Annotated in this window: 18 protein-coding genes and 2 pseudogenes; 7 read left to right on the forward strand and 13 right to left on the reverse strand. The window is 75.0% G+C overall.

The annotated features are described in order from the left end of the window. Nucleotide 1: 1 nt before the first annotated feature. Entirely contained in the window at nt 2-640 is a 639-nt protein-coding gene (locus GC157_06275) for a flagellar biosynthesis protein FlgA (protein ID MBI1377071.1), read from the reverse strand. An 80-nt stretch (nt 641-720) separates the two neighbouring features. Between GC157_06275 and GC157_06280 the strand changes: the two genes are divergently transcribed. Continuing rightward, the gene (locus tag GC157_06280; GenBank protein MBI1377072.1) at nt 721-960 is read left to right on the forward strand and encodes a helix-turn-helix domain-containing protein; all 240 of its coding nucleotides are present in this window, start codon (nt 721-723) and stop codon (nt 958-960) included. A gap of 304 nt (nt 961-1,264) precedes the next feature. On the opposite strand, the pseudogene GC157_06285 reads toward GC157_06280, so the two are convergent. Beyond that, a pseudogene (locus tag GC157_06285) lies at nt 1,265-1,354 on the reverse strand (LuxR family transcriptional regulator). Between the two features lie 302 nt (nt 1,355-1,656). After that, on the reverse strand, nt 1,657-2,499 hold the full coding sequence (locus GC157_06290; protein MBI1377073.1) for a hypothetical protein: 843 nt from the start codon (nt 2,497-2,499) through the stop codon (nt 1,657-1,659). A gap of 294 nt (nt 2,500-2,793) precedes the next feature. On the opposite strand from GC157_06290, the gene GC157_06295 reads away from it, so the two are divergent. The 4 genes from GC157_06295 (at nt 2,794) to GC157_06310 (ending at nt 7,692) form a co-directional block, all read left to right on the forward strand. Then, the gene (locus tag GC157_06295) at nt 2,794-5,079 is read left to right on the forward strand and encodes a heavy metal translocating P-type ATPase (GenBank protein MBI1377074.1); all 2,286 of its coding nucleotides are present in this window, start codon (nt 2,794-2,796) and stop codon (nt 5,077-5,079) included. Nucleotides 5,080-5,201: 122 nt separating this feature from the next. Beyond that, nucleotides 5,202-6,113 (forward strand): CPBP family intramembrane metalloprotease, encoded by a 912-nt coding sequence (locus GC157_06300; GenBank protein ID MBI1377075.1) that lies wholly within the window; start codon nt 5,202-5,204, stop codon nt 6,111-6,113. A gap of 271 nt (nt 6,114-6,384) precedes the next feature. Then, on the forward strand, nt 6,385-7,116 hold the full coding sequence (locus tag GC157_06305) for a LysM peptidoglycan-binding domain-containing protein (protein ID MBI1377076.1): 732 nt from the start codon (nt 6,385-6,387) through the stop codon (nt 7,114-7,116). A 225-nt stretch (nt 7,117-7,341) separates the two neighbouring features. Next, on the forward strand, nt 7,342-7,692 hold the full coding sequence (locus GC157_06310; GenBank protein ID MBI1377077.1) for a 3-hydroxyacyl-CoA dehydrogenase: 351 nt from the start codon (nt 7,342-7,344) through the stop codon (nt 7,690-7,692). Nucleotides 7,693-7,812: 120 nt separating this feature from the next. Here GC157_06310 and secA read toward each other — a convergent pair whose 3' ends face one another. After that, nucleotides 7,813-10,653, reverse strand: a complete 2,841-nt coding sequence (gene secA, locus GC157_06315) for a preprotein translocase subunit SecA (GenBank protein ID MBI1377078.1) — start codon at nt 10,651-10,653, stop codon at nt 7,813-7,815. Between the two features lie 211 nt (nt 10,654-10,864). Here secA and GC157_06320 point away from each other — a divergent pair, with 211 nt between their 5' ends. Continuing rightward, nucleotides 10,865-11,473: a GNAT family N-acetyltransferase gene (locus GC157_06320; GenBank protein ID MBI1377079.1), complete on the forward strand. Its 609-nt coding sequence runs from the start codon at nt 10,865-10,867 to the stop codon at nt 11,471-11,473. A 31-nt stretch (nt 11,474-11,504) separates the two neighbouring features. Next, entirely contained in the window at nt 11,505-11,858 is a 354-nt protein-coding gene (locus GC157_06325) for a hypothetical protein (GenBank protein MBI1377080.1), read from the forward strand. 57 nt (nt 11,859-11,915) lie between these two features. On the opposite strand, the gene GC157_06330 is transcribed toward GC157_06325, so the two are convergent. The 9 genes and pseudogenes from GC157_06330 to GC157_06370 all read right to left on the reverse strand — a co-directional run bounded on the left by GC157_06330 (nt 11,916) and on the right by GC157_06370 (nt 21,553). Next, nucleotides 11,916-12,398 (reverse strand): AAA family ATPase, encoded by a 483-nt coding sequence (locus tag GC157_06330; GenBank protein MBI1377081.1) that lies wholly within the window; start codon nt 12,396-12,398, stop codon nt 11,916-11,918. Between the two features lie 120 nt (nt 12,399-12,518). After that, nucleotides 12,519-13,841: a winged helix-turn-helix domain-containing protein gene (locus GC157_06335; GenBank protein ID MBI1377082.1), complete on the reverse strand. Its 1,323-nt coding sequence runs from the start codon at nt 13,839-13,841 to the stop codon at nt 12,519-12,521. 34 nt (nt 13,842-13,875) lie between these two features. Then, nucleotides 13,876-14,547, reverse strand: coding sequence for a response regulator (locus GC157_06340; GenBank protein ID MBI1377083.1), 672 nt, complete (start codon nt 14,545-14,547; stop codon nt 13,876-13,878). 103 nt (nt 14,548-14,650) lie between these two features. Continuing rightward, complete coding sequence (gene raiA, locus GC157_06345; GenBank protein ID MBI1377084.1) at nt 14,651-15,280, reverse strand: ribosome-associated translation inhibitor RaiA; 630 nt, start codon at nt 15,278-15,280, stop codon at nt 14,651-14,653. A gap of 409 nt (nt 15,281-15,689) precedes the next feature. Continuing rightward, nucleotides 15,690-16,457 (reverse strand): ComF family protein, encoded by a 768-nt coding sequence (locus tag GC157_06350; GenBank protein MBI1377085.1) that lies wholly within the window; start codon nt 16,455-16,457, stop codon nt 15,690-15,692. 69 nt (nt 16,458-16,526) lie between these two features. Then, nucleotides 16,527-18,263 carry a hypothetical protein gene (locus GC157_06355; GenBank protein MBI1377086.1) on the reverse strand — a complete coding sequence of 579 codons (1,737 nt, stop codon included), beginning with the start codon at nt 18,261-18,263 and terminating at the stop codon, nt 16,527-16,529. Next, nucleotides 18,260-19,897, reverse strand: a complete 1,638-nt coding sequence (locus GC157_06360) for a HAMP domain-containing protein (protein ID MBI1377087.1) — start codon at nt 19,895-19,897, stop codon at nt 18,260-18,262. The genes GC157_06355 and GC157_06360 overlap by 4 nt, the downstream gene beginning before the upstream one ends. Before the next feature lie 22 nt (nt 19,898-19,919). Beyond that, a complete protein-coding gene (locus GC157_06365) occupies nt 19,920-20,606 on the reverse strand; it encodes a response regulator (protein MBI1377088.1) in 687 nt (228 codons plus the stop codon). An 854-nt stretch (nt 20,607-21,460) separates the two neighbouring features. Beyond that, nucleotides 21,461-21,553 (reverse strand): annotated as a pseudogene (locus GC157_06370) (molecular chaperone DnaJ). Nucleotides 21,554-21,824: the final 271 nt, after the last annotated feature.

Here is a 21,824-nt window from a genome sequence, read left to right on the forward strand (position 1 = left end):
CTCAGCCGCCCGTGCCGACGCGGACGAGGTCGACGTCGCCCCCGCGGGCCGCGGCCACGGCGCGGTCGGCGTCGGCTGCGGCGACGTCGAGCACCACGCCGACCTGCGTGCCCACGCCGGCCGGGTCGACCGACCCGGGGTCGGCGACGAGCGCGCCGGCCAGCACCAGCGAGGGCAGGACGGCGACGCCGCCGGCCGCGAGGGAGGTGCCGTCGCGCGGGGAGACGTACACGTCGACGCGCTCGCCGCGGACGAGACCGGGCGGCGCGTGCAGCGGGTCGACCGGGACGGTGACCAGCCGTCGCGCGGCGTCGGACGGGCCGAGGGCCGCGGCCGGCAGCAGCTCGCCGGGGCCGACGTCGCGGGTGAGCACCGCGCCGGCGACGTCGGTGGCCTGCGGGACGTAGGCGTCGAGGGAGTCGGCGCCCACCGGGACGGCCACGAGGTCGTCCGCGCGCAACGTGGTGCCGGCGGCGAGCGAGGAGCGCAGCGACCACACGGTGACGCGGTCGTCGGCGGCGCCGATCAGGCGGGCGCCCGCCACGACGGCGACCACCACCAGTGCGATGCCGAGGGCGAGACGCAGGTCGTGCCGGCCGGCGCGGAGACGTCGCGCCGGAGGGCTCGCGGGGGCGGCCATGGCTCCAGACTCGGGGCCGCGCCGTCCACACGCACGCCGCGGTCACCCACCTGGTCGTCGGCCGATGCGAGGATGCCGGGGTGGCCCCCCGGTTCCTCACCCTCGCCGACGTGGCGGAGACGCTGAACATCTCGGCGTCCCAGGCCTACGCCCTCGTGCGCAGCGGCGACCTCGAGGCGATCAAGGTCGGCGGCCGCGGCCAGTGGCGGGTGGAGGCCAGCCGGCTCGAGGACTACATCGCGCGCATGTACGCCGAGACCCGCGACTTCGTCCGCGAGAACCCCCTCGTCAAGGACGCCACCCCCGACGACCTCACCTGACCCGGCCCCGTCGTTACACGTCGAAAGCGCGGAAAACCAGCCAGTTTCCGCGCTTTCGACATGTAACGCGGGGCCCGGCCGGGGTCAGCGGCTGACGACGGCGATCGCCGGCAGCGGCAGGGCGACGGTGGCGCCGCCTCCCGTGGACAGCTCGAGGTGGTCGGCGAACGTCGCGGACGCCAGGCCGGTGGTGACCGAGCCGTCGACCAGCAGCACCGACACCTCCGAGCGGTCGCGGCACCAGCCGCGCAGCACCGAGCGCACCGAGCGCTCGGGCACCGCCGAGCGGTGCGGCAGCACCGTGCGGCCGAGGCCGCGGACGGCGAGGACGGCGTCGAGCAGCACGAGGTGCTCGGCCGTCACGGCGTGCTGGCCGCGGGGCACGTGCTCCACGAGCACCCAGTCGACGCCGACGTCGCCCACCCGCCCGGAGTGGACGCCGCCCCCGCGCGTGGCCACCTCCACGCGACCCCGCGCGCCGCGCATCCGGTCGCGCAGGGTGATCTCGCCGCGCTCGATGCGGGTGCGCTCGGCGGCCTCGGCGTCGCGCTCGAGGTCGGCGTCCGCGGCGGACAGCGCGGCCAGGTCGGCCTCGAGGGCCGCGACCAGGTCCGGGTACGGCTCGCCCATGACACCTCCCCCGTCATGGTCGGCCCGCCACGGCCCACGTCGCCCGCCGAGCGCCGACGCACTGCGTCAGACGGACGACGCGACGTCGGGCTCGGTGCCGGCCGACCGGACGTGGGCGAGCAGGTGCGCGGCGCCCAGGGCGCACGCCACGGCGAGGCCGACGAACGCCGGCGCGAGCTGCGGCGCGACCACGGTCGACACCGGGTCGGCGACCCGGCCCCAGGCCTGGTCGACGGCCACCCCGACGCCTTCGAGCGCGAAGTAGACCAGCAGGGCCGGCGCCAGCAGGTCGCCCCACGGGCGCGCCGACCACAGCCACCCCCCGGTCACGGCGGCCAGCGGGAGCCAGAACGCGAGGTCCTGCACGTACGTGGGCAGCGTGGTGAGCCCCGTGCCCACGAGGAACTCCGGCGGGTAGCCCGAGCGCATGCCGGCCACGATGCCGCCCAGCCACGCCAGGGAGTTCAGGGCGACGACGACCCACAGGAACAGTGCGACCGGGCGGCGCCTGACGCGTGCGGTCACCCGGTCGGCGTACGCGCCGACGTCGACCCGGTGCAGCAGCGTGATGGCCGTCCACACCGCCAGCCCGAGGGTGGCGTCGTAGGCGAGGAACAGCACGTTGAACGGCGTCCCGAGCAGGAGCATCACGGCGTTGTAGGCGAGGTAGGCCACCGCACCGAGCCAGATCGGCACGGCACGCACCGAGCCGCGGCGCGCGAGCGCCATCGCGACGAGCAGCAGCGGAACGGCGAGCACCACCATCACCAGCGCCGTGCCGCGCGCGGACCCGTTCATGACGGCCGGACCGCGCAGGATCCCGGGATCGAGCACGGTGCCGACGCCAGCGACCAGCGCGGCGGCCGCGAGCAGCAGCGACAGCGGCACCGCGGCGGCGCCCCGGGTCACCAGGACGGGGGGCGTGGGCGAGGACGCCCCCTGCCCCGCAGGGGTTCTCGTCCGCACGACGGACATGTCCACCTCGGATCCGGCGGACCGGCGGCCCACCAGGCACGCCGGCCAGCCGGATCCACCCTCCCGCTGCGACGCGTCGTCATGCCACTCGACGACGGGCCCGGGCGCTCGATGTGACTCGTGCCGCAACGGTCGAGGAGCCACGTGCGGGGGTGCCGTCCTACGCTCGAAGACCGGATGTCCGACGGCCGGCGACCCGGTCGCGGACAGGGAGCAGGGGTGGTCGCGATGCGTGCCGTGGCCGGTCCGTGGACGGCGCTGCTGGCCTGCCTGCTCGGCCTCGGCGCGGGGCTCGTGCTCCTGGCCCTCGGGGCGTCGACCGCGGCTGACGTGATGCTGCTGGGCGCCACGGTCGTGGGCCTCGTGCTGTCGACGGTCTCGCTGTGGCGGGCCGCGCGCGAGCGGCGGGCGTCGGTCGACGTCCTGGCGCTGCTGGCCCTCGTCGGTGCCCTCGTCGTCGGCGAGCTGATCGCGGCCGCCGTCGTCGCGCTCATGCTCGCGACCGGCCAGCTGCTCGAGGCCCGGGCCCAGGCCCGGGCGGCCCGCGAGCTCACCCTGCTCACCGACCGCGCCCCGCGCACCGCGCGGGTGGTGCGCGACGGGCGGCTGAGCGTGGTGCCGTGCGAGCAGGTCGCGGTCGGCGACGTCGTGACAGTCGGCCCCGGCGAGGTGACGCCGGTCGACGGGCGGCTGCTCGGGCCGGGCGTGTTCGACGAGTCCGCGCTCACCGGCGAGCCGCTCCCGGTCGAGCGCGCCACCGACGAGCGCGTGCGCAGCGGCGTCGTCAACGCCGGCGGCCCGGTGGAGCTCATGGCCACCACCACGTCGGCGGAGTCCACCTACGCCGAGGTCGTGCGGCTCGTGGAGCAGGCGGGGGCCGCGAGCGCGCCGTTCGTGCGCGTGGCCGACCGCGTGGCGGCGTACTTCGTCCCCCTCGCGCTCGCGGTCGCGGGCCTGGCGTGGTGGGTGTCCGGCGACCCGGTGCGCGCCGTGGCGGTGCTCGTGATCGCGACGCCGTGCCCCCTGCTGCTGGCGGCGCCGATCGCCGTGATGGCCGGCCTCTCGCGCGTGGCGACCGCCGGTGTGGTCGTGAAGGGCGGCGCGGCGCTGGAGAGCCTCGGGTCCGGACGGGTGCTGCTGCTCGACAAGACCGGCACGCTCACCAGCGGCCGGCCGACCGTCACCTCCGTGACGGCGGATCCCGCGCACGACACCGACGAGGTGCTCCGGCTCGCAGCGTCGCTCGACCAGCTCTCGCCGCACGTGGTCGCGGCCGCCGTCGTCGCCGCCGCGCGCCGCCGCGACGTCGAGCTCGTGCGGCCCTCCGACGTGCGGGAGGTGCCCGGCTACGGCATCGAGGGCCGCATCGACGGCTCGCTCGTGCGGGTGGGCAAGGAGTCGTGGGTCGTCCCGGAGTCGGCGCCCGTGTGGGTGCGCCAGGTGCGCCGGCACGCCTCGCTCGACGGCTCGACGACCGTGTACGTCGGCGTCGACGGCACAGCGGTCGGCGCGCTGGTGCTCGAGGACCCGATCCGCCCGGATGCCACCCGCATGATCCGCCGTATGCGCCTGGCGGGCATCGACCGCGTGGTGCTCGTCAGCGGCGACCGCTCGGACATCGCGGAGACCGTCGGCCGCCTGGTCGGCGTCGACACCGTGTACGCCGAGCAGGACCCGGCGTCGAAGGTGCACGTGGTCGAGGAGGAGTCCGCGTTCGGCCCCACGATCATGGCGGGGGACGGCGTGAACGACGCGCCGTCGATGGCGGCGGCGTCGGTGGGCGTCGCGCTCGCCTCGCGCGGATCGTCGGCGGCGTCGCAGACGGCCGACGTCGTGCTCACCGTGGACCGCATCGACGCGCTCGGCGACGCGATCCTCATCGCGCGCCGGTCGCGGCGCATCGCGCTGGCGGCCGCGGTCGTCGGGATGAGCCTGGCGCTGGTGGGCATGCTCGCCGCGGCCGTGGGCCTGCTCGCGCCGACGGCGGGCGCCGTCGTCCAGGAAGGCATCGACGTGCTCGCCATCGCAATCGCCCTCACCGGGCTGCTCCCCTCGCGCGTGCACACCGTGGAGCTGCCGGAGCGCGACGCCGAGGTGGCCGGCGAGCTGCACCGCGAGCACCTGGCGGTGCGCGCGCTGGTGGACGAGCTCGGCACGACGGCCGACGCCCTGCACGAGGACGCCTGCGACCTGGTGGCGGTCGGTGCGCTCGCCAAGCGCCTCGACGACGAGCTGGTGCCGCACGAGCGCCGCGAGGAGCAGCTGCTGCTGCCCGTCGTCGCCCGGGCGCTCGGCGGCCCGGACCCCACCGGCGCGCTCTCGCGCACCCACGCCGAGATCGAGCACCAGGTGACCCGGCTGCGCCGGCTGCTGGCCGAGATCGGGCCCGGGCCGGCCACCGTCGACGACGTCGTGGAGCTGCGCCGCGCGCTCTACACGCTGCACGCCGTGCTCCGGCTGCACAACGCGCAGGAGGAGGAGAGCGCGTTCAGCCTCCTCAAGGACGACCGCTGACGGCGCCCGTTCCTGCCCTCCCGCGAAGGGCTTCCGGAGTTCCGCGTGGGACAGCGGCCCACCATCCTCGCCGCGCGTCGGCTGCCGCGGCAGGACTAGCGTCGGGCGGGAGGCGGCTCGTCATGCCCGATGTGCTTCGTTCCCGTGCGCCGGCAGTCGTGTGGTCCGCGTGGGTGGTCCTCGCCCTTCTGCTGCTCGCGGTGGTGACCGAGTGGCGCTACACGGTGGCCGTGGCGGCGAGTGCCGCTGTCCTGGCGGCCTTCCCCCAGCTGAGGACGGGGCACGCGAGCGGCGCGCGCGGTGATCGAGAGCTCATCGTCATGGCGGCGATGTACGTCGTGGTGGTCGCCCTCATGCGCGCAGCGTTCGTCGGATTCGGCACGGATCATGTGGCGGGCCTGTTCCTGTGCTTCGCCGCCGTGCTGCTGCTGGGGGTCCTGGGTCCGGTCTACTACGAGACCTGGGTCTCCCATCGGCCGTTGAGCGCAGTCGGTCTGCGCCTCGACAACTGGCGTCCCACCGTGCTGCTCGGTCTGCTGTTCGCCTCCGTCCAGTTCGCCCTGACGTTGTGGGGCTATGACCTGCCTGCCGCGCAGGACTGGGTCCCGTTGCTCGTCATGGCGCTCGTGGTCGGCATGTTCGAGTCGGTCTTCTTCCGCGGATTCGTCCAGAGCCGGCTGTCCGCCCGCTTCGGGCCGGTGGTCGGCGTCTCCGTGGCCGCAGTCGCCTACGGGCTGTACCACGTCGGCTACGGCATGGGCTGGTCGGAGATCGCCTTCCTCACGGGCCTGGGCGTCGTCTACTCCATCGCCTTCGCGATCGTCCGGAACGTCCTGGTGCTGTGGCCGTTGCTCACGCCGATGGGGAGCCTCTTCGCCAACCTCGAGGCAGCAGACATCGAACTGCCCTGGGCGTCCATCCTGGGCTTCGTGGACGTCGCCGCGCTGATGGCCGTCGGCGTGTGGCTCAGCTGGCGCCACCACCGCAAGGAGGGACTCGCCGAGGGTCGTCCCCACGGCTTGCTTCCCACGTAGGTCGCGCCCGTCGCCGGTGCCGTCTCACCTCGTCGGCACACGGGCTCTGAGCGCGAGCGCTGCCCGGAACTCATGCAGCCGGACCCGCGGGCGGTGCGCCGTCTGCCCACCCGGCCGACGCGACCCGCCCGTGTCCCGCTGTCCTCGCCGTGTGGCTGGCCACGGCTCCGACGCCCTCTGCGCTCGTCCCGGCCGCGAGGGTTGACAGGCCGGGTTGTCGTGGTCTGTCATAGGCAAACGCAAGCAAACGAAAGTATCCGGAGGTATGCGCATGCTGGGGGCACGAGCCTGGACGCAGGTGCTCGATCGCGCTCTCGGCGCGGACGGGCCCGATCCGCTCGTGGTCGGCGTGCTCGTCGTCGCTGCCCTGCTGGTGATGCGACCGCTGCTCGCGGGGGCCGCCGCCGCACTGGCGGCACTCCCCGGCCGGGCGGGCCGGGCCGCCCGCCGCGTGGCGGACGCGCTGCGGCCGGGCCTCGCCCGCCGTGCCCTCGCCGTCGTGATGGGGCTCGGCGCCTCGGCGCAGGTGGCCGCACCGGTCGCCGCCGGCGCGGCCGCGGCACCCGTCACCAGCGAGGCGCCGCGACCCGTGGCAGTCCCGTCGGGCGAGGCGGCGGCGCACGGGACGCGCACCCCGGGCGTCTCGACCGGCCACGCCCGACCCGGCGCCGACGTCGTCGCCCGCCCCGTCGCCCGTACGGCCGGCGCACCCGGCACCTCGCCCGCGCCGTACGTCGTCGTGCGCGGCGACACGTTGTGGGACATCGCGCGCCGCCACCTCCCGCCCGGCGCGGGCAACGCCGCCGTCGCCCGCGCGTGGCCGCAGTGGTACGCCGCCAACCGCGCCGTCATCGGGCCGGACCCCTCGCTGCTGCTGCCGGGCACGCGCCTGGTGGCCCCCGACCTCCCCTCGGCAGGGACGCCGAGGCGGACGCACCCCCGCCCCGGCCCGCACGGCAGCGCAGCCGATCGGGCCACGTCCCTCGATCCCGACCGACGGTGAGCCATGTCCCAGCCCGACCCCCGCGCCGAGGCGCGGGCCCTCCCCCTCGTCCGTCCCGCCCGGTCCCTCACCCGCACCGTGCGCACCCGCCCCGCCGCCGTGCAGGGGACGCTCGCGCTCGAGTGGACCCTCGACGACCGGCCCGCGGTGCCGGCGCCGCTCGCCGAGCTGCGCCTGGTCGCCCGTGAGGTCGGCTGGGACGACACCGACCCGGCCGTCGCCGCGGTGCCCACCGCGCGCAGCGAGCTGCCCGACCCGGCGCCCTGGACCGCGCAGCTGGTGCAGGCCGTGGTCGAGGTGCTCGCCCACGAGCGACCGCGCCACCAGCTCGCGCGGTGGCTGTCCCCCGAGGTCTACGCCGACCTCGGGCTGCACCTCGCGGCGTCGCCACCGGCCCGTCCGGCCGGCCCGGGACGGGTGCGGCGCACCGTGAGCAGCACGCACGTGTTCGAGCCGGCCGACGGCGTGGTGGAGGCGACCGCGGTCGTGGTGGGCGGACGCCGCGCCCGCGCCGTCGCGGTGCGGCTCGAGGGCTGGGACGGCCGCTGGCGCGTCACCCGCCTCGCCGTGCTCTGAGGGCGGGGCCGACCGGCCGGGCCGGGGAGCGACGATCTGCGCCGGACGCGACGAGGGGACGACCGTGGCCGTCCCCTCGTCGTCACGTGCTGCGGCGCCCCGAGGCGCGCGCCCGGTCGATCAGCGCTTGCGCGAGTCGCGCTTGCGCGCCGCGCGCTCGGCCCGGCGACGCTCGGCGCGCGGCGCGTCGGACGACACGTCGGGCACGTCGTCGACCTCCTCCGCCGCGTGCACCACGCCGCCCTCGCCGTCGACCGTGGGCGCGGAGTACTCCAGGCGCTGCGGGCGCTGCGGCCCGAGGCCCTTCGCGCTGATGGCCGGCGAGCCGACGGGCTGGACCTCGCGCTCCTCCTCGGCCGCCTCGGCGGGCTGCGCCTGCTCGGCCACCGCGGCGGAGAGCATCGGGGCGGCCTGCGGGGTGAGCTCGATCCCGGGAATGGGCTCCTCGACCTGCACCTCGACGTTGAACAGGTAGCCGATCGACTCCTCCTTGATGGAGTCCATCATCGCGTTGAACAGCTCGTAGCCCTCGCGCTGGTACTCGACGAGCGGATCCTTCTGGGCCATGGCCCGCAGGCCGATGCCCTCCTGGAGGTAGTCCATCTCGTAGAGGTGCTCGCGCCACTTGCGGTCGAGCACCGAGAGCACCACGCGGCGCTCGAGCTCGCGCATCACGTCGGGGGTGAGCGACTGCTCACGGGCGTCGTAGGCCGCGTGCGCGTCGTCCTGGAGCTCGCCGACGAGGAAGTCCTGCGTGAGACCGGCCTTGCCGCCGCCGCCGGCGTCGACGACGTCGTCGGGCGTGAGGCTCACCGGGTAGAGGGTGCGCAGGGCGTCCCAGAGCCGGTCGAGGTCCCAGTCCTCCGGGTAGCCCTCGCCGGTCTCGGCGAGCACGTAGCCCTCGACGGTGTCGTCGAGGAAGCCGCGCACCTGCTCCTGGAGGTCCTCGCCCTCGAGCACCCGACGGCGCTCCTCGTAGACGACGACGCGCTGGCGGTTCATCACCTCGTCGTACTTGAGGACGTTCTTGCGGATCTCGAAGTTCTGCGCCTCGACCTGCGTCTGCGCCGAGCGGATGGCGTTGCTGACCATCTTCGCCTCGATCGGGACGTCGTCCGGCACGTTGAAGCGGCGCAGGAAGGCGTCGACGATGTCGGCCTTGAACAGCCGCATCAGGTCGTCCTCGAGCGAGAGGTAGAAGCGCGACTCGCCCGGGTCGCCCTGGCGGCCGGAGCGGCCGCGCAGCTGGTTGTCGATGCGCCGTGACTCGTGGCGCTCGGTGCCCAGCACGTAGAGGCCGCCGAGACCGGTGACCTCCTCGTGCTCGGCCGCGACGCTCTTGCGCGCGCGCTCGAGCGCCGCCGGCCACTCGGCCTCGTACTCCTCCGGGGTGTCGACCGGGCTGAGCTCCTTCTGCGCGAGCTCGGCGGCGGCCATGAACTCGGAGTTGCCGCCGAGCATGATGTCGGTGCCTCGACCGGCCATGTTGGTCGCGACGGTGACGGCGCCCTTGCGGCCGGCCTGCGCGACGATCGCGGCCTCGCGCTCGTGGAACTTCGCGTTGAGGACCTCGTGCGGCACGCCGCGCTTGCGCAGCAGCGCCGACAGGTTCTCGGACTTCTCCACCGACGTCGTGCCGACCAGCACCGGCTGGCCCTTCTCGTGCCGCAGCGCGATGTCGTCGACGACGGCGTTGAGCTTCGCGGCCTCCGTGCGGTAGACGAGGTCGGCCTCGTCCGCGCGGGCGAGCGGGCGGTTGGTGGGGATCGGGATGACGCCGAGCTTGTAGATCTGGTCGAACTCCGCGGCCTCGGTCATCGCCGTGCCGGTCATGCCGGAGAGCTTGGTGTAGAGGCGGAAGTAGTTCTGGAGGGTGATCGTGGCGAGGGTCTGGTTCTCCTGCTTGATCTCCACCCCCTCCTTGGCCTCGATCGCCTGGTGCATGCCCTCGTTGTAGCGGCGGCCCGCGAGGATGCGGCCGGTGTGCTCGTCGACGATGAGCACCTCGCCGTTGAGGACGACGTAGTCCTTGTCGCGCTTGAACAGCTCCTTGGCGCGCAGCGCGTTGTTGAGGTAGCCGACCAGCGGGGTGTTCACCGACTCGTAGAGGTTGTCGATGCCGAGCCAGTCCTCGACCTTCTCGACGCCGCTCTCGAGGATGCCGACGGTGCGCTTCTTCTCGTCGACCTCGTAGTCGCCGTCGATGCCCTTCTCCTCGTCGCCGCGCTTGAGCCGCGGGACGAGCCGGGCGAACTCGGTGTACCACTTGGTGGCGGCGTCGGCCGGGCCGCTGATGATGAGCGGCGTGCGGGCCTCGTCGATGAGGATCGAGTCGGTCTCGTCGACGATCGCGAAGTTGTGGCCGCGCTGCACGCGCTCCTCGATCGACCACGCCATGTTGTCGCGCAGGTAGTCGAAGCCGAACTCGTTGTTGGTGCCGTAGGTGATGTCGCAGTCGTAGGCGACCTTGCGCTGGGGCGGCGGCATGTTGGCGAGGATGACGCCGACGCTCAGCCCCAGGAACCGGTGCACCCGGCCCATCCACTCGGCGTCGCGCTCGGCGAGGTAGTCGTTGACCGTCACGACGTGGACGCCGTCGCCGGAGAGCGCGTTGAGGTAGGCGGGCAGCGTGGACACGAGGGTCTTGCCCTCACCGGTCTTCATCTCGGCGATGTTGCCGAGGTGCAGGGCCGCGCCACCCATGACCTGGACGTCGTAGTGCCGCTGCCCGAGCGTCCGCTTGGCGGCCTCGCGCACGGTCGCGAACGCCTCCGGGAGGAGGTCGTCGAGCGTCTCGCCGTCGGCGTAGCGGGCGCGGTACTCCTCGGTCTTGGCCCGCAGCTCGGCGTCGGTGAGGTCGACGAAGTCGTCCTCCAGGGCGTTGACCTGGACCGCGATGGACTCCAGCTTCTTGAGCAACCGGCCCTCGCCGGCACGCAGGATCTTGTCGAGGAGCGACACCAGGTACGTCCTTGTCTGAGGCGTTGCGGCCCGCAGCGGGCGCGCGACGGAGCGGGCGGGGGGACCCGCCACCGGAGCATGGTAACCATTCGGTCACGGAACACCGCCAGCCCGACGCACGGACAGGACGCCGAACCGCTCGCCCCCGAGGCCGCGACGGCACCGCCGCGGTCCGCAACCCGGGCGCGCCCGGCACCTGCCGTGCGCTGCAATGTCACCCATGACGACGAGCCCGCCCGCCGCGACGTTCCCGCCCCGCCGCGACCTCACCGACGGCGTCGTGCTGCTGCGCGAGCCCGGCGAGGCCGACGTCCCCGCCCTGATCGAGGGTGCGCGGACGCCGGACGTCGTGCGCTTCACCCGGGTGCCGTCGCCCTACGGCGAGGAGCACGCACGCCGGCTGCTCACGATCGCCACGCAGGGATGGGCGGAGTCCACCGACGCGGTGTTCGCCGTGTGCGACCACGATCGGCCGGAGCTCCTCCTCGGACTGGTGGGTCTGCACGAGATCGAGCTGCACGGCGAGCCCGGCGGCGTCGCGGAGATCGGCTACTGGCTCGCCCCCGCCGGCCGCGGGCGCGGCCTGATGACCCGGGCCGTGCGGCTGGCCTCGGACTGGGCGTTCGACTCGCTCGGCCTCGCGCGCATCAGCTGGTACGCCCGCAGCGACAACACCGCGTCGCGACGGGTCGCCGAGGGCGCGGGCTACGTCGTCGAGGGCCTGGTGCGCCGCGGCCTCGAGCTGCGGGGCGAGCGCGTGGACCACTGGGTCGGCAGCCTGCTGCCCGAGGACGTCGGCCGCGTCCCGGGGCGCCGGTGACCCCTCGACGTCCCTGGTTCGAGGGGACGGTGTGACGCCGGTGGAGCCGACCGAGCTGGTCGCGGGGCGCTGGCAGCTGCGCCCGTGGCCCGCGGCGAGCGCCGACCTCGACGACGTGCTGGCCGCCCTGCACCCCGGCGCCGACCTCGCGGCGCTGCGCCGCGCCCGGCTGGAGGGCTGGGCGCGCGGCGACCTGCTCGGCTTCGCGGTGCGCGAGATCACCACCGGCACCGCGGAGGGCGAGGCTCTCGTGGTGGTGGACGACGGCCACGCGCGGGTGCAGGTGCACCCGCTGCCCGACGTCGGCGACCCGGCCCTGGCCGACGAGGTGGCCGCGGTGCTCGGCCGCTGGGCCGGCGGAGCGCTCGGCCTGCGCACCGGCTGACCGGCTGCCGGGGCGCGCCAGCCACGAGGAGGCCGGAGCCGGGGCGGGGCGAGTGGCTCAGCCCGCACCGGTCGCGAGCGCCTCCACCAGGTCCGCCACCTCGGCCACGGGCCGGCGCGTGTCGATCTCGCAGGTACACGTCGCGCGGAGCAGCGGCTCCACCTCGGCGAGGTCGCGCAGGATCCGGGCCCGCTCCTGCGGCAGCCGGCCGAACGGGTTGGTGCGGCGTGCGGCGATCCGCTCGAGCATCACCTCCGCGGGAGCACTGAGCAGCACCACCGCCTCGAAGCGGTCGTAGAACCGGGCCTGGTCGGCCGCGCACCCGGCCACCACGAGCAGCCCGTCATCGTGAGCCGCGTGAGCACCGTGCGCGCCGTGGCCGTCGAGCAGCCGCGCCACACGGTCGAGCTCCCACACCTGCTCGACGCCGCCGTCCCCGGTGGGGACCTCCCGGCTCCAGCCCGGATCGTCGAGGTCGACGACGCGGTGCCCCCGCGCCGCCAGCTCGCCCAGCACCGTGGACTTGCCGGTACCGGACATGCCGGTGAGCAGGATGCGGGTCACGTCCGCGACGCTACCGCCGCTGCGGACGACCGCCCACGAGCCACATCACGCCGCCGAGGACGCTGCCGACGACGAGCACCGCGGGACGGAGACGCCTCAGGCCAGGGCGTCGAGCAGCGCCAGGCGCGCGGTGTGCGGCACCACGCGGTCGACGACGACCTCGGCGCACCCCACCCAGGACGCCGCCTCGCGCAGGGCCGCCGCCGTGCCGGCCACCGCCGTCGCCGGCACGCCGCCACGGGGACCGGTCTCGAACGTGACCTGCCGCGCGTGCAGCGTGGAGCCGGTGCGCTTGGGGTCCACCCGTGCCACGAGCCGGCCGTTGTGCAGCACCGGCATGGTGAAGTAGCCGTGCACCCGCTTGTGCTGGGGCACGTAGAGCTCCATCTGGTAGTCGAAGCCGAACAGCCGGGACGTGCGCCCGCGGTGCCACACGAGCGAGTCGAACGGCGAGAGCAGCGTGGTGCGCGAGCGGCCGGCGAGGCCCTCGTGACCGTGCGCGCGCAGCAGGGCGGTGTCGGCGTAGACCGGGCCCTTCCACCCCTCGACCTGCACGCGGCTGACCGAGCCCTCCTCCACGAGCGAGTCGAGGAGGGAGGTGAGGTAGGGCCGGGGCAGCGCCACGGACGCGAGCCGGTGCACGTCGGCGACGTCGCCCACCGTCCCGACGCCGAGCACCCGCACCGAGCGCTGCAGGAGGGCGCGCACGCACTCCTCGTCGCTCGGCCCCGGGATGCCCTCGTCGTCGGTCCAGCCCGGCTGCGGCTCGCGGTGCCGCAGCGGAACGGCCCGCTCCGCCAGGTCGTACACGCGACGCCACCCGACCCGGCGCACGCACACCACCTCGCCGAGGAACAGCAGCCACTCCACGGCGATCTTCGTGTCCGACCAGTCCCACCAGTCGGCGCCCTTCTTCGCGCCGCCGATGTCCGAGGTCATCACCGGCCCGCCCGAGGCGAGCGCCGCGCGCACCTCGCCGATCGCGCGGGTGGGCTCCTCGTGCCAGTGGAACCCTCGGCGCTTGTAGGCGCGACGGCGGAACGCGAACAGCGGCCACTCCTCGATGGGCAGCACGCTGGCCGCGTGCGACCAGTACTCGAACGACGTCGCCTCCCCAGGGTGCTCGGCCCCGGAGCCACCGCCCCAGTACGCGGACTCGACGGCCTGCCGACCGACGGCCCCGAGGCGGGCGTACTGCACGAGCTCGTGGCTGCGCGCGAGCACGCTCACGGTGTCGAGCTGCACCGCGCCGAGGTGCCGCAAGGTCGCCTCGGCCGCCGCGGTGCGGCGGGCGAGCCCGGCGCGCGCGGCCTGGGCCGGCCGCAGCGGCAGGGCGCCCGGCACCAGCCCCTGGGCGTGCAGCACGAGGGTGCGGGCCTCCGCCAGGGACAGCGAGGCGGACGTGGTGGCGGCGGTCACGAGCGGGAACCTATCCGCGAGGGCCGACGGCGCCTCAGGCGATCTGGAGCACGCCCTCGCGCACCGCCCGCACGACCGCCTCCATCCGCGAGTGCACCTGGAGCTTCTCGTGGATGTTGCGCACGTGGTTCTTCACCGTGTTCTCGCTGATGAACAGCGTCTCGGCGATGGCCCGGTTGTTCAGGCCCTGCGCCACGAGGGTGAGCACCTCCAGCTCGCGGCGGGAGAGCGCACCGGCGCCCTCGGCCGGGGCCTCGTTGCGGCGCACGAGGACCGCGAACTCGTCGAGCAGCCGGGCGGCCATCGCGGGCGAGAGCAGCGAGCTGCCCGCGGCCACCGCGCGGATCGCCTCCACGAGCTCCTCCGGCGTCGTGTCGGTGAGCAGGTAGCCGCGCGCACCCGCGCGCACCGCGCCGGCGAGGTCGGCGTCGTCGTCGGCGTGGGTGAGCACCACGACGTGGACCTCGGGGTGGGTCGCGCGCAGCAGCGCGATGACGTCGGTGCCGGCACCCGGCGTGCCGAGGTCGAGCAGCACGACGTCGACGCGGTGGCGCGCGACGAGGTCGACGACGAGCGAGCCGTCGTCGGTCTCGGCGACCACGGTGAGGTCGGCCTCCTGCGTGACGACGTCGGCGACACCGCGGCGGAACAGCGGGAGCCGGTCGACGACAAGGACACGCACAGGAGCACTGCTGTGCTGCGTCACGCGCGCATCATGGCACGCAGCGAAACGGCGCCGGGGCGGCACGGGAAAACCTGTACCGCCCCTGTGACGAACGTCCCTGCCCCGTCGGGACGACCGGGCCGGGTCAGGAGACCTCGGCGGCCTCGCGCACCTCGGACAGCTCGAGCCGCAGCAGGCCGTAGTCGTAGCCGCGGCGCTTGTAGACCACCGTGGGCAGGTCGCTCTCGACGTCGTGGAAGAGGAAGAAGTCGTGCCCCACCAGCTCGAGGGCGTGCAGCGCCTCGGACACGGTCATGGGCGCGCTGGGGTGGGTCTTGTCGCGCACGACCACCGGGCCGTCCTCGTAGACGACGTCGGGCTCGGAGTCCTCGGCCTCCGCGCCGTCCTGCGCGGCGAGGCCGTCGCCGGGCACCGCGACGACGGGCGTGGCCCGGCGGTGCTTGGGCAGCCGGCGCTCGGCGGCGCGGCGCAGCCGCTCCTCGAGCCGGCCGTAGGCGAGGTCGAGGGCGGCGTACTTGTCGCCGGCGCTGGCCTCGGCGCGGATCACCGGGCCCCGCCCGACGCAGGTGAGCTCGACCTCGAACGCGCGGTCCGCCTGTCGCGGGTTGCTCTCCTTGCTCACCTCGACGTCGACGCGCGAGAGAGGGACGCCGAACCGGTCCACCCGGCCGAGCTTGTCGACGACGTGGTCACGAAAGCGCTGGGACAGATCCGTGTGCCGACCTCGGACGAGGATGTCGACGGGCGCGTTCATGGTGCTCATGGCGACGTCACCTGCTCTCGAGACGTGCGTGCGTTGCGGACGTGTGACACCCGTCCGGCCGACCTGGTCTTCGACCCCACATCCGCCTGCTGAGGGTCTCGCCGCGCCCGGTCGGGCATCGTGCGACTACTCCCCTTCTCCTGGGTCGACAGGCGCACAGGCCCGTCGTCAGGGCAGGACTTACTCCTAAGCCGCACCGTGATCGAACGACGAAGAGTCGCCTTACGTGGACCGCTTTGCCTGCGGCTGGCATCGGCTTGCCCTCCGGGGACACCGACGAGCGGCACCCCCAGGAGGACGCAACCACGGACCCGGACGGGTGTCACAGGACCCACGTTAGTCGCGTGGGCGCAGGTGCGCGCGGGTCGTTCGGGCACTCGGACGACACCGTTCCGGCGGGTCACGGGGCAGGCGCCGGACGGCCCTCGCGGGCTGCGACGACAGCCGCCCCGAGCGGCTCCACACCGGCGGCACGCAGCGCGCGCGCCGCCTCCGCGAGCGTGGCGCCCGTGGTGACGAGGTCGTCGACGATCACCGCGTGGCGCACCCGGCGCACGCCCGTGGTCGCGGCCATCGAGCGGTCGAGGTTGGCCCGGCGCTGCTCCCGGCCGAGCCCCACCTGGTCGCGGCGGCGGCGCACCCCGGTGAGCACGGCCGCGACGCCGGCGGGCAGGCCCTGGGCCCGCAGGCGCGCCGCGGCGACGCCGGCGAGCTCGCGCACGTGGTCGCCGTCGCGGGCGCGGGCCGCGCCCGGGGAGCCCGGCACCGGCACCAGCACCACCCGGCCGCTCTCCGGGGACAGCGCGGCTCCCGGGGCCACGAGCAGCCCGGCCACGGCCCGGGCCAGCGCGTCACCGAGCACCGGGCGCAGCGCCCACCGGCCGTGGTCCTTGAACGCCACGAGCGCCTCGCGCACGGGCCCGTCGTACGCCGCGGCCGCGCAGACCCGGGGCAGTCCCGGCGGGGCGCGGTCGAGGACGGGCCGGCGCACCGGGCCGTCGAGCCCGGCACGGCAGGAGGCGCACAGCGGACCGCCGGGGCCCGTGCACCCCGCGCAGCGCCGCCACGGCGCGAGCAGGTCCCCCGGCACGATCAGCGACCGCGGTGCGGGCAGCGCCGACGGGGCAGCCGCGCGACCTCGGCGTCCCGGACCCGTCACGCCCGCCACGGTGACCGCGCGGCGAGCACGGCGGGGAGCCCGACGCCGGGCCGCGGTGGACGACGCGCCGCGGCCGGGTCAGCCCGGGTAGACGGGGTACTCGGCGGTCGCGACCGGCGACCACACGCTGCCCGAGCTCGCGTAGACGAGGGCGGGGTCGCCGTCGGCTGCCTCGGCGCCCACGAGCAGCGGGTTGCCCGGCGCAGCGGCGAGCGTGACGGCGCCGGCCGTGGGCACGGAGGTGTGGGAGAGGTTGGGCGAGTAGCCCAGCGGCAGCTGGTAGATCTCCAGCGCCGAGGTGGCCACCGTGCCGAGCACCGCGAGGGTGTCCGAGTCGAGCCAGGCGAGGTCGAGGGCGTTGGTGACGCCGCCGTCGAACCGCCGCGGCGCGGCGACCTTGACGCTGCCGCCGTCGCGCTCGATGCGGGCCACGAGCGGCTCGACGTTGGACTTGCGCTTGACCAGCATCGCGATCCGCGTGCCGTCGCGGGACACGGCGACGGAGAGCACCGAGTGGTCGCTCACGTCGGCGGGGAGCCCCTCGATCGGCACCACCACGGCGGTGTCGTCCTTGACCATCACCAGTCCGGTGCCGCGGTCGACGACCCACACGTCGCCGTAGCGGTCCCAGCTGGGCCGCGACAGCTCGCCCGAGCTCGTGGCCGGCACGTAGCGGCGCACCGGTGTCGCGCCGTCGGCCAGGCGCGAGACGTAGAGCGCCTTGTCCGGCCCGATGCCGGCGACCTGGGTGGAGTCCAGGCTCACGGCGGGCCGCACGAGGTCGGTCTTGAGCCGATCGACCGGCGGCAGCGTGCCCGGCTTCGTGCCGGCGACGAGCTGCACGACACCGCGCTTGTCGACCGCCCAGCCGGTGGAGTCCTGCGGCAGGCCGCCCGGGTCGACCAGCGGCCAGGCCGTCACCGGCTGCACGACGCCGGCGCCCGGGACCGGCAGCGGCTGGCCGTTGGCGCTGATGCGCACCCCGGTCACCCCGCCCACCTGGCGCAGGGTCCACACCAGCTGGGCCGAGAGCTTCTGCCGGGTCTCGTCGCTCGCGGTGAGCACCTCGCTGCTCAGCTCGACGTCGGCCACCCCGCCGTCGCCCACCGGGACGACGTCGAGGGCGAGCTTGGTGCCCTCGGGGAACGCCGTGCTCACCGACGGCGCGATCGACTCGGGCGCGCCGGCCAGCAGCGAGCGCACCAGCACGGTGGCGATGCCGGAGGTCGTGATGGGCACCGTGATCGGGGCCGGGACCAGCGTGGCGAAGTCGCGGGTGAAGTAGTAGAGGTCGTAGGTGCGGTAGCTGCGCGCGATGTCGTACTGGCCGAGCACCAGGCCGGTGGGCAGCGTGGCGATCCGCCACTCGTTGCCGATGCGGGCCATGCCGTAGGAGATGCCGTCGAGCTTCGACCCCGGCGCGGCGACGGTGTACTCGCCCTCGCGGTTGATCTGCGCGGTGAGGCTGCCGTCGACGGTCACCACCGAGCCCGCGCTCTGGTAGGTGAGCTGCCCCGCCGTGATCTTCACGCCCGCGGTCGGGTCCCACACCGACGAGGCGCCGGGCGTGAGGTAGAGCCGGGCCACGTAGTAGTCGGCGTCGGCACTGGCGGTGGCCTGCTGGAAGCCGCGCACGATCTGCTCCGGGGTGGCCCCGGGCTGCGGCGGCTGGGCGATCACGCGGGTGAGCGGGTCCTCCCCCACCGGCGCCACCGTGGGGCCCTGCTGGATCGGACCGGACGTCGGGATCCCGGCGCAGGCGGCGAGCAGCAGCGCCAGCGGCGCGAGCAGGGCGGCCCGCAGGCGCGGCGTCACGGCGACACCTCCTCGCGGCGCGGGCCGGCGTACGGCGTGGCCAGCGAGGCCTGCACGCGGGGGCCGGCGTCGGTGGGCTCGAGGGGCAGCGGCGACTCGTTGATGGTGCCGTGCACGCGGCGCGGCAGGGTCATCCGGAAGTTCGCGCCGTCGCCGGGGGCGCCCCACGCCTGGAGCCAGCCGCCGTGCAGGCGCACGTCCTCGAGGGAGATCGACAGGCCGAGCCCGGTGCCGCCCGTGGTGCGGGCGCGCGCGGGGTCGGCGCGCCAGAACCGGTTGAACACCAGGGAGGACTCGCCGGGCCGCAGGCCCACCCCGTGGTCGCGCACGCCGACGGCGACGGCGTCCGCGCTCATCGCGATGCGCACGTCGACCGGACGCCCCTCGCCGTGCTCCACCGCGTTGACGACGAGGTTGCGCAGCACGCGGTCGATCCGGCGCGGGTCGCACTCGACGATGCAGGGGCTGCCGGGCAGCGTGACCCGCACCGCGGTGCCCTTGCGCTCGGCGAGCGGCGCGGCGGACTCGACGACCCGCTCGACGACGGTGCGCAGGTCGACCTGCTCCGGGTCGAGCACGGCGGCCCCGGCGTCGAACCTGCTGATCTCGAGCAGGTCGGACAGCAGCGCCTCGAACCGGTCGAGCTGGTTCTGGAGCAGCTCGGCGCTGCGCGACGTGGCGGGGTCGAACTCCTGACGGGACTCGTAGAGCAGGTCGGCGGCCATGCGCACGGTGGTCAGCGGCGTGCGCAGCTCGTGCGAGACGTCGGAGACGAACCGCTGCTGCACGCGCGAGAGCGTCTCGAGCCGGTTGATCTGCTCCTGGAGGTTGGCGGCCATGCCGTTGAACGACGTGGCCAGCTTCGCGAGGTCGTCCTCGCCGCGCACCCGCATGCGCTCGGCGAGGTTGCCGGCGGAGAACTTCTCGGCCGTGCGGGCCGCGAGGCGCACCGGCGAGACCACCTGTCGGGTCACGACGTAGGCGATGACGGCCAGCGTGAGCACGAGGATGATCCCCACCAGCAGCACCGTGCGGCGCACCAGGTCGAGGGTGGTCTCCTCCTGCGTGAGCGGGAACAGGTAGTAGACCTCGTAGGGGACGCCGCCCACCGAGAGCGGCGCGCCCACGGCCAGACCGGGCTCGACCCGCCCGTCGAGGTACTGCATCTGGGTGTAGGTCCACCACTGGCTCTGGCCGCTCTGCACCGCCTCGCGCAGCTCGGGCGGCACGCTGGCCTCCGAGACGAGCGTGGCGTAGTCGACGGTGTCGGCGCGCTTGGGCGGCGAGGCCAGGATCAGCAGCTCGAACAGGTGGGGCGTGCCCGCGCGGGCGGCCAGCGTGCCGATGACGACGTCGACGAGCCGGGCGGGTGTCTGGCTGGTGTCGGCCGCGCTCAGCTCGGTCTGCGCCTCCGCGACGCCCGAGCTCGCCTCGGCGACCGCTGCGCGCTCCTTGGCGTCGAGCAGGCCCGCGGTGATGCGGCCGACGAGCAGCACGCCGGCCAGGCCCACGAGGATCATCGAGAGGAAGAGCGTGGTGGCCACCACGCGCAGGGACACCGACGAGCGCCACGCCGCGAGTGGTCGGCGGAGGACGGCCCAGGCCCGCAGCCGCCAGTCCGACCAGCGGTTCATGCGATCACGCGCTCCCGGCCGCTCACGGGGGGCCGGCCTTGTATCCCACGCCGCGGACCGTGACGACGATCTGCGGGCGCTCCGGGTCGTGCTCGATCTTCGACCGCAGCCGCTGCACGTGGACGTTCACCAGGCGGGTGTCGGCGGCGTGGCGGTAGCCCCAGACCTCCTGCAGGAGGATCTCGCGGGTGAACACCTGCCAGGGCTTGCGCGCGAGCGCCACGAGCAGGTCGAACTCGAGCGGGGTGAGCGAGATCGTCTCGCCCTCGCGCTTGACCGAGTGGCCGGCGACGTCGATCTGCAGGTCGCCGATGGTGAGGTTCTCCGGGCCGGCCTGGTCCGTGCGGCGCAGCCGGGTGCGCACGCGGGCGACGAGCTCCTTGGGCTTGAACGGCTTCACGACGTAGTCGTCGGCCCCGCTCTCGAGCCCGAGCACGACGTCGACGGTGTCGGTCTTGGCCGTGAGCATGACGATGGGGACGCCGGACTCGGCACGGATCGAGCGGCACACGTCGATGGCGTCGCGGCCGGGCAGCATGAGGTCGAGCAGCACGAGGTCGGGCTTGGTCTCGCGGAAGACCCCGAGCGCCTTGGCGCCGTCCGCGCAGAAGAACGGCTCGAAGCCCTCCGTGCGCAGCACGATGCCGAGCATCTCGGCCAGCGCGGTGTCGTCGTCGACGACGAGGACGCGTCCCTTCACACCGGTCATCGTGGCACCCGTCTCGCCAGGGCGTAGCCGGACCTCCCAGCTCGCTGTCGTCATGATCGTCGCTCCCTGCCCGTGAGAGGCGCAACGCCACGTCCGCGCCCGTCCTCATCGGACGTCCGGCGGGCGCGAGTCGTTCCCCCGCACGCGGCGGGCCGCAGCGGTCGAGACGTACGCCCTCGGGCCGCCGCGGCTGCGTCCACAGGGGGACGGTGCGCGTCGGGCACCCCGTCGCACCCGCCGGGATGGCACGATCGTGCGGGGGGAGGGCCCGCCGAGGGCGGGCCGCCGTCGAGGCACCCCCCGTGACGACGCCCGGAAGGATCTCGGACGGCTCATGAGCGACGACGCCGGCACCCGGCCCGACGACGCCCCCGAGCCGGACCGGAGCACCCCGGACCCGGCCGGCGAGCAGCCGGCGCCGCCTCCCCCGGCCCCGGACTGGACCGACACGAGCGTGCTCGTGCCGCCGCCGACCACGGTCGAGGACGCCGACACCGCACGGCTCGGGCAGGCGCCCACGGCCGTCGAGCCGGGCACCGGGGCGGGCACACCGGCACCGCCCGCCGCACCGCCGCCGGCTGCGCCTCCTGCCGCGGGGCAGCCGGCCGCGCCCGCGTGGCCCGCACCGTCACCGTCCCCCGCGCCGCCGGTCGCCCCCGGCTGGACGGCGCCGGCCGCCCCCGCGGGCGCGGCGGGGGACGCCGCGTCGTGGGTGGCGCCGTCGTGGACCTCGCCGTCGCCCGGTGCCGCGCCGGCCGGCCCCGGGGGGCCGCCCCAGTACGGGCAGCCCGGCCAGTACGGGCAGCCCGGCCAGTTCGGGCAGCCCGGCCAGTACCCGCCGCCCGGCCAGTACGGGCAGCAGGGGCAGTACGCGCAGTACGGGGCGCCCGCCTACGGGGCGCCCGGCGCGCTGCCGGGCGTGGCCGGCTGGGGCGCGGTGCCGCTGGCTCCCAAGCCCGGCGTCATCCCGCTGCGCCCGCTGGGCGTCGGCGAGATCCTCGACGGCGCGATCAGCTACATCCGCCGCGACCCCAAGACGGTGCTCGGCATCTCCGCGGCGATCTCGGCCGTGGTGGCGCTGCTCCAGCTGCTCTCGCTCGCGGTCACGTCCAGCTCGATCGACGCGCTGAACAACCTCGGGGGGCCGGGCAGCACGCCGAGCACGGCCGAGGTCGACAGCGCCCTGGCCACCGCGTTCGCGGGCCAGGGCGTCACGCT

The sequence above is a fragment of the Frankiales bacterium genome (genome assembly GCA_016125335.1).
GTDB lineage: Bacteria > Actinomycetota > Actinomycetes > S36-B12 > CAIYMF01 > Longivirga.

Bases quoted from the DNA above. Each gene is read 5' to 3' on its own strand.
- GC157_06275 (MBI1377071.1), bottom strand. From the start codon at position 640: ATGGCCGCCCCCGCGAGCCCTCCGGCGCGACGTCTCCGCGCCGGCCGG.
- GC157_06295 (MBI1377074.1), top strand. From the start codon at position 2,794: ATGCGTGCCGTGGCCGGTCCGTGGACGGCGCTGCTGGCCTGCCTGCTC.
- GC157_06300 (MBI1377075.1), top strand. From the start codon at position 5,202: ATGCCCGATGTGCTTCGTTCCCGTGCGCCGGCAGTCGTGTGGTCCGCG.
- GC157_06305 (MBI1377076.1), top strand. From the start codon at position 6,385: ATGCTGGGGGCACGAGCCTGGACGCAGGTGCTCGATCGCGCTCTCGGC.
- GC157_06320 (MBI1377079.1), top strand. From the start codon at position 10,865: ATGTCACCCATGACGACGAGCCCGCCCGCCGCGACGTTCCCGCCCCGC.
- GC157_06330 (MBI1377081.1), bottom strand. From the start codon at position 12,398: ATGTCCGGTACCGGCAAGTCCACGGTGCTGGGCGAGCTGGCGGCGCGG.
- raiA (MBI1377084.1), bottom strand. From the start codon at position 15,280: ATGAACGCGCCCGTCGACATCCTCGTCCGAGGTCGGCACACGGATCTG.
- GC157_06360 (MBI1377087.1), bottom strand. From the start codon at position 19,897: ATGAACCGCTGGTCGGACTGGCGGCTGCGGGCCTGGGCCGTCCTCCGC.
- GC157_06365 (MBI1377088.1), bottom strand. From the start codon at position 20,606: ATGACCGGTGTGAAGGGACGCGTCCTCGTCGTCGACGACGACACCGCG.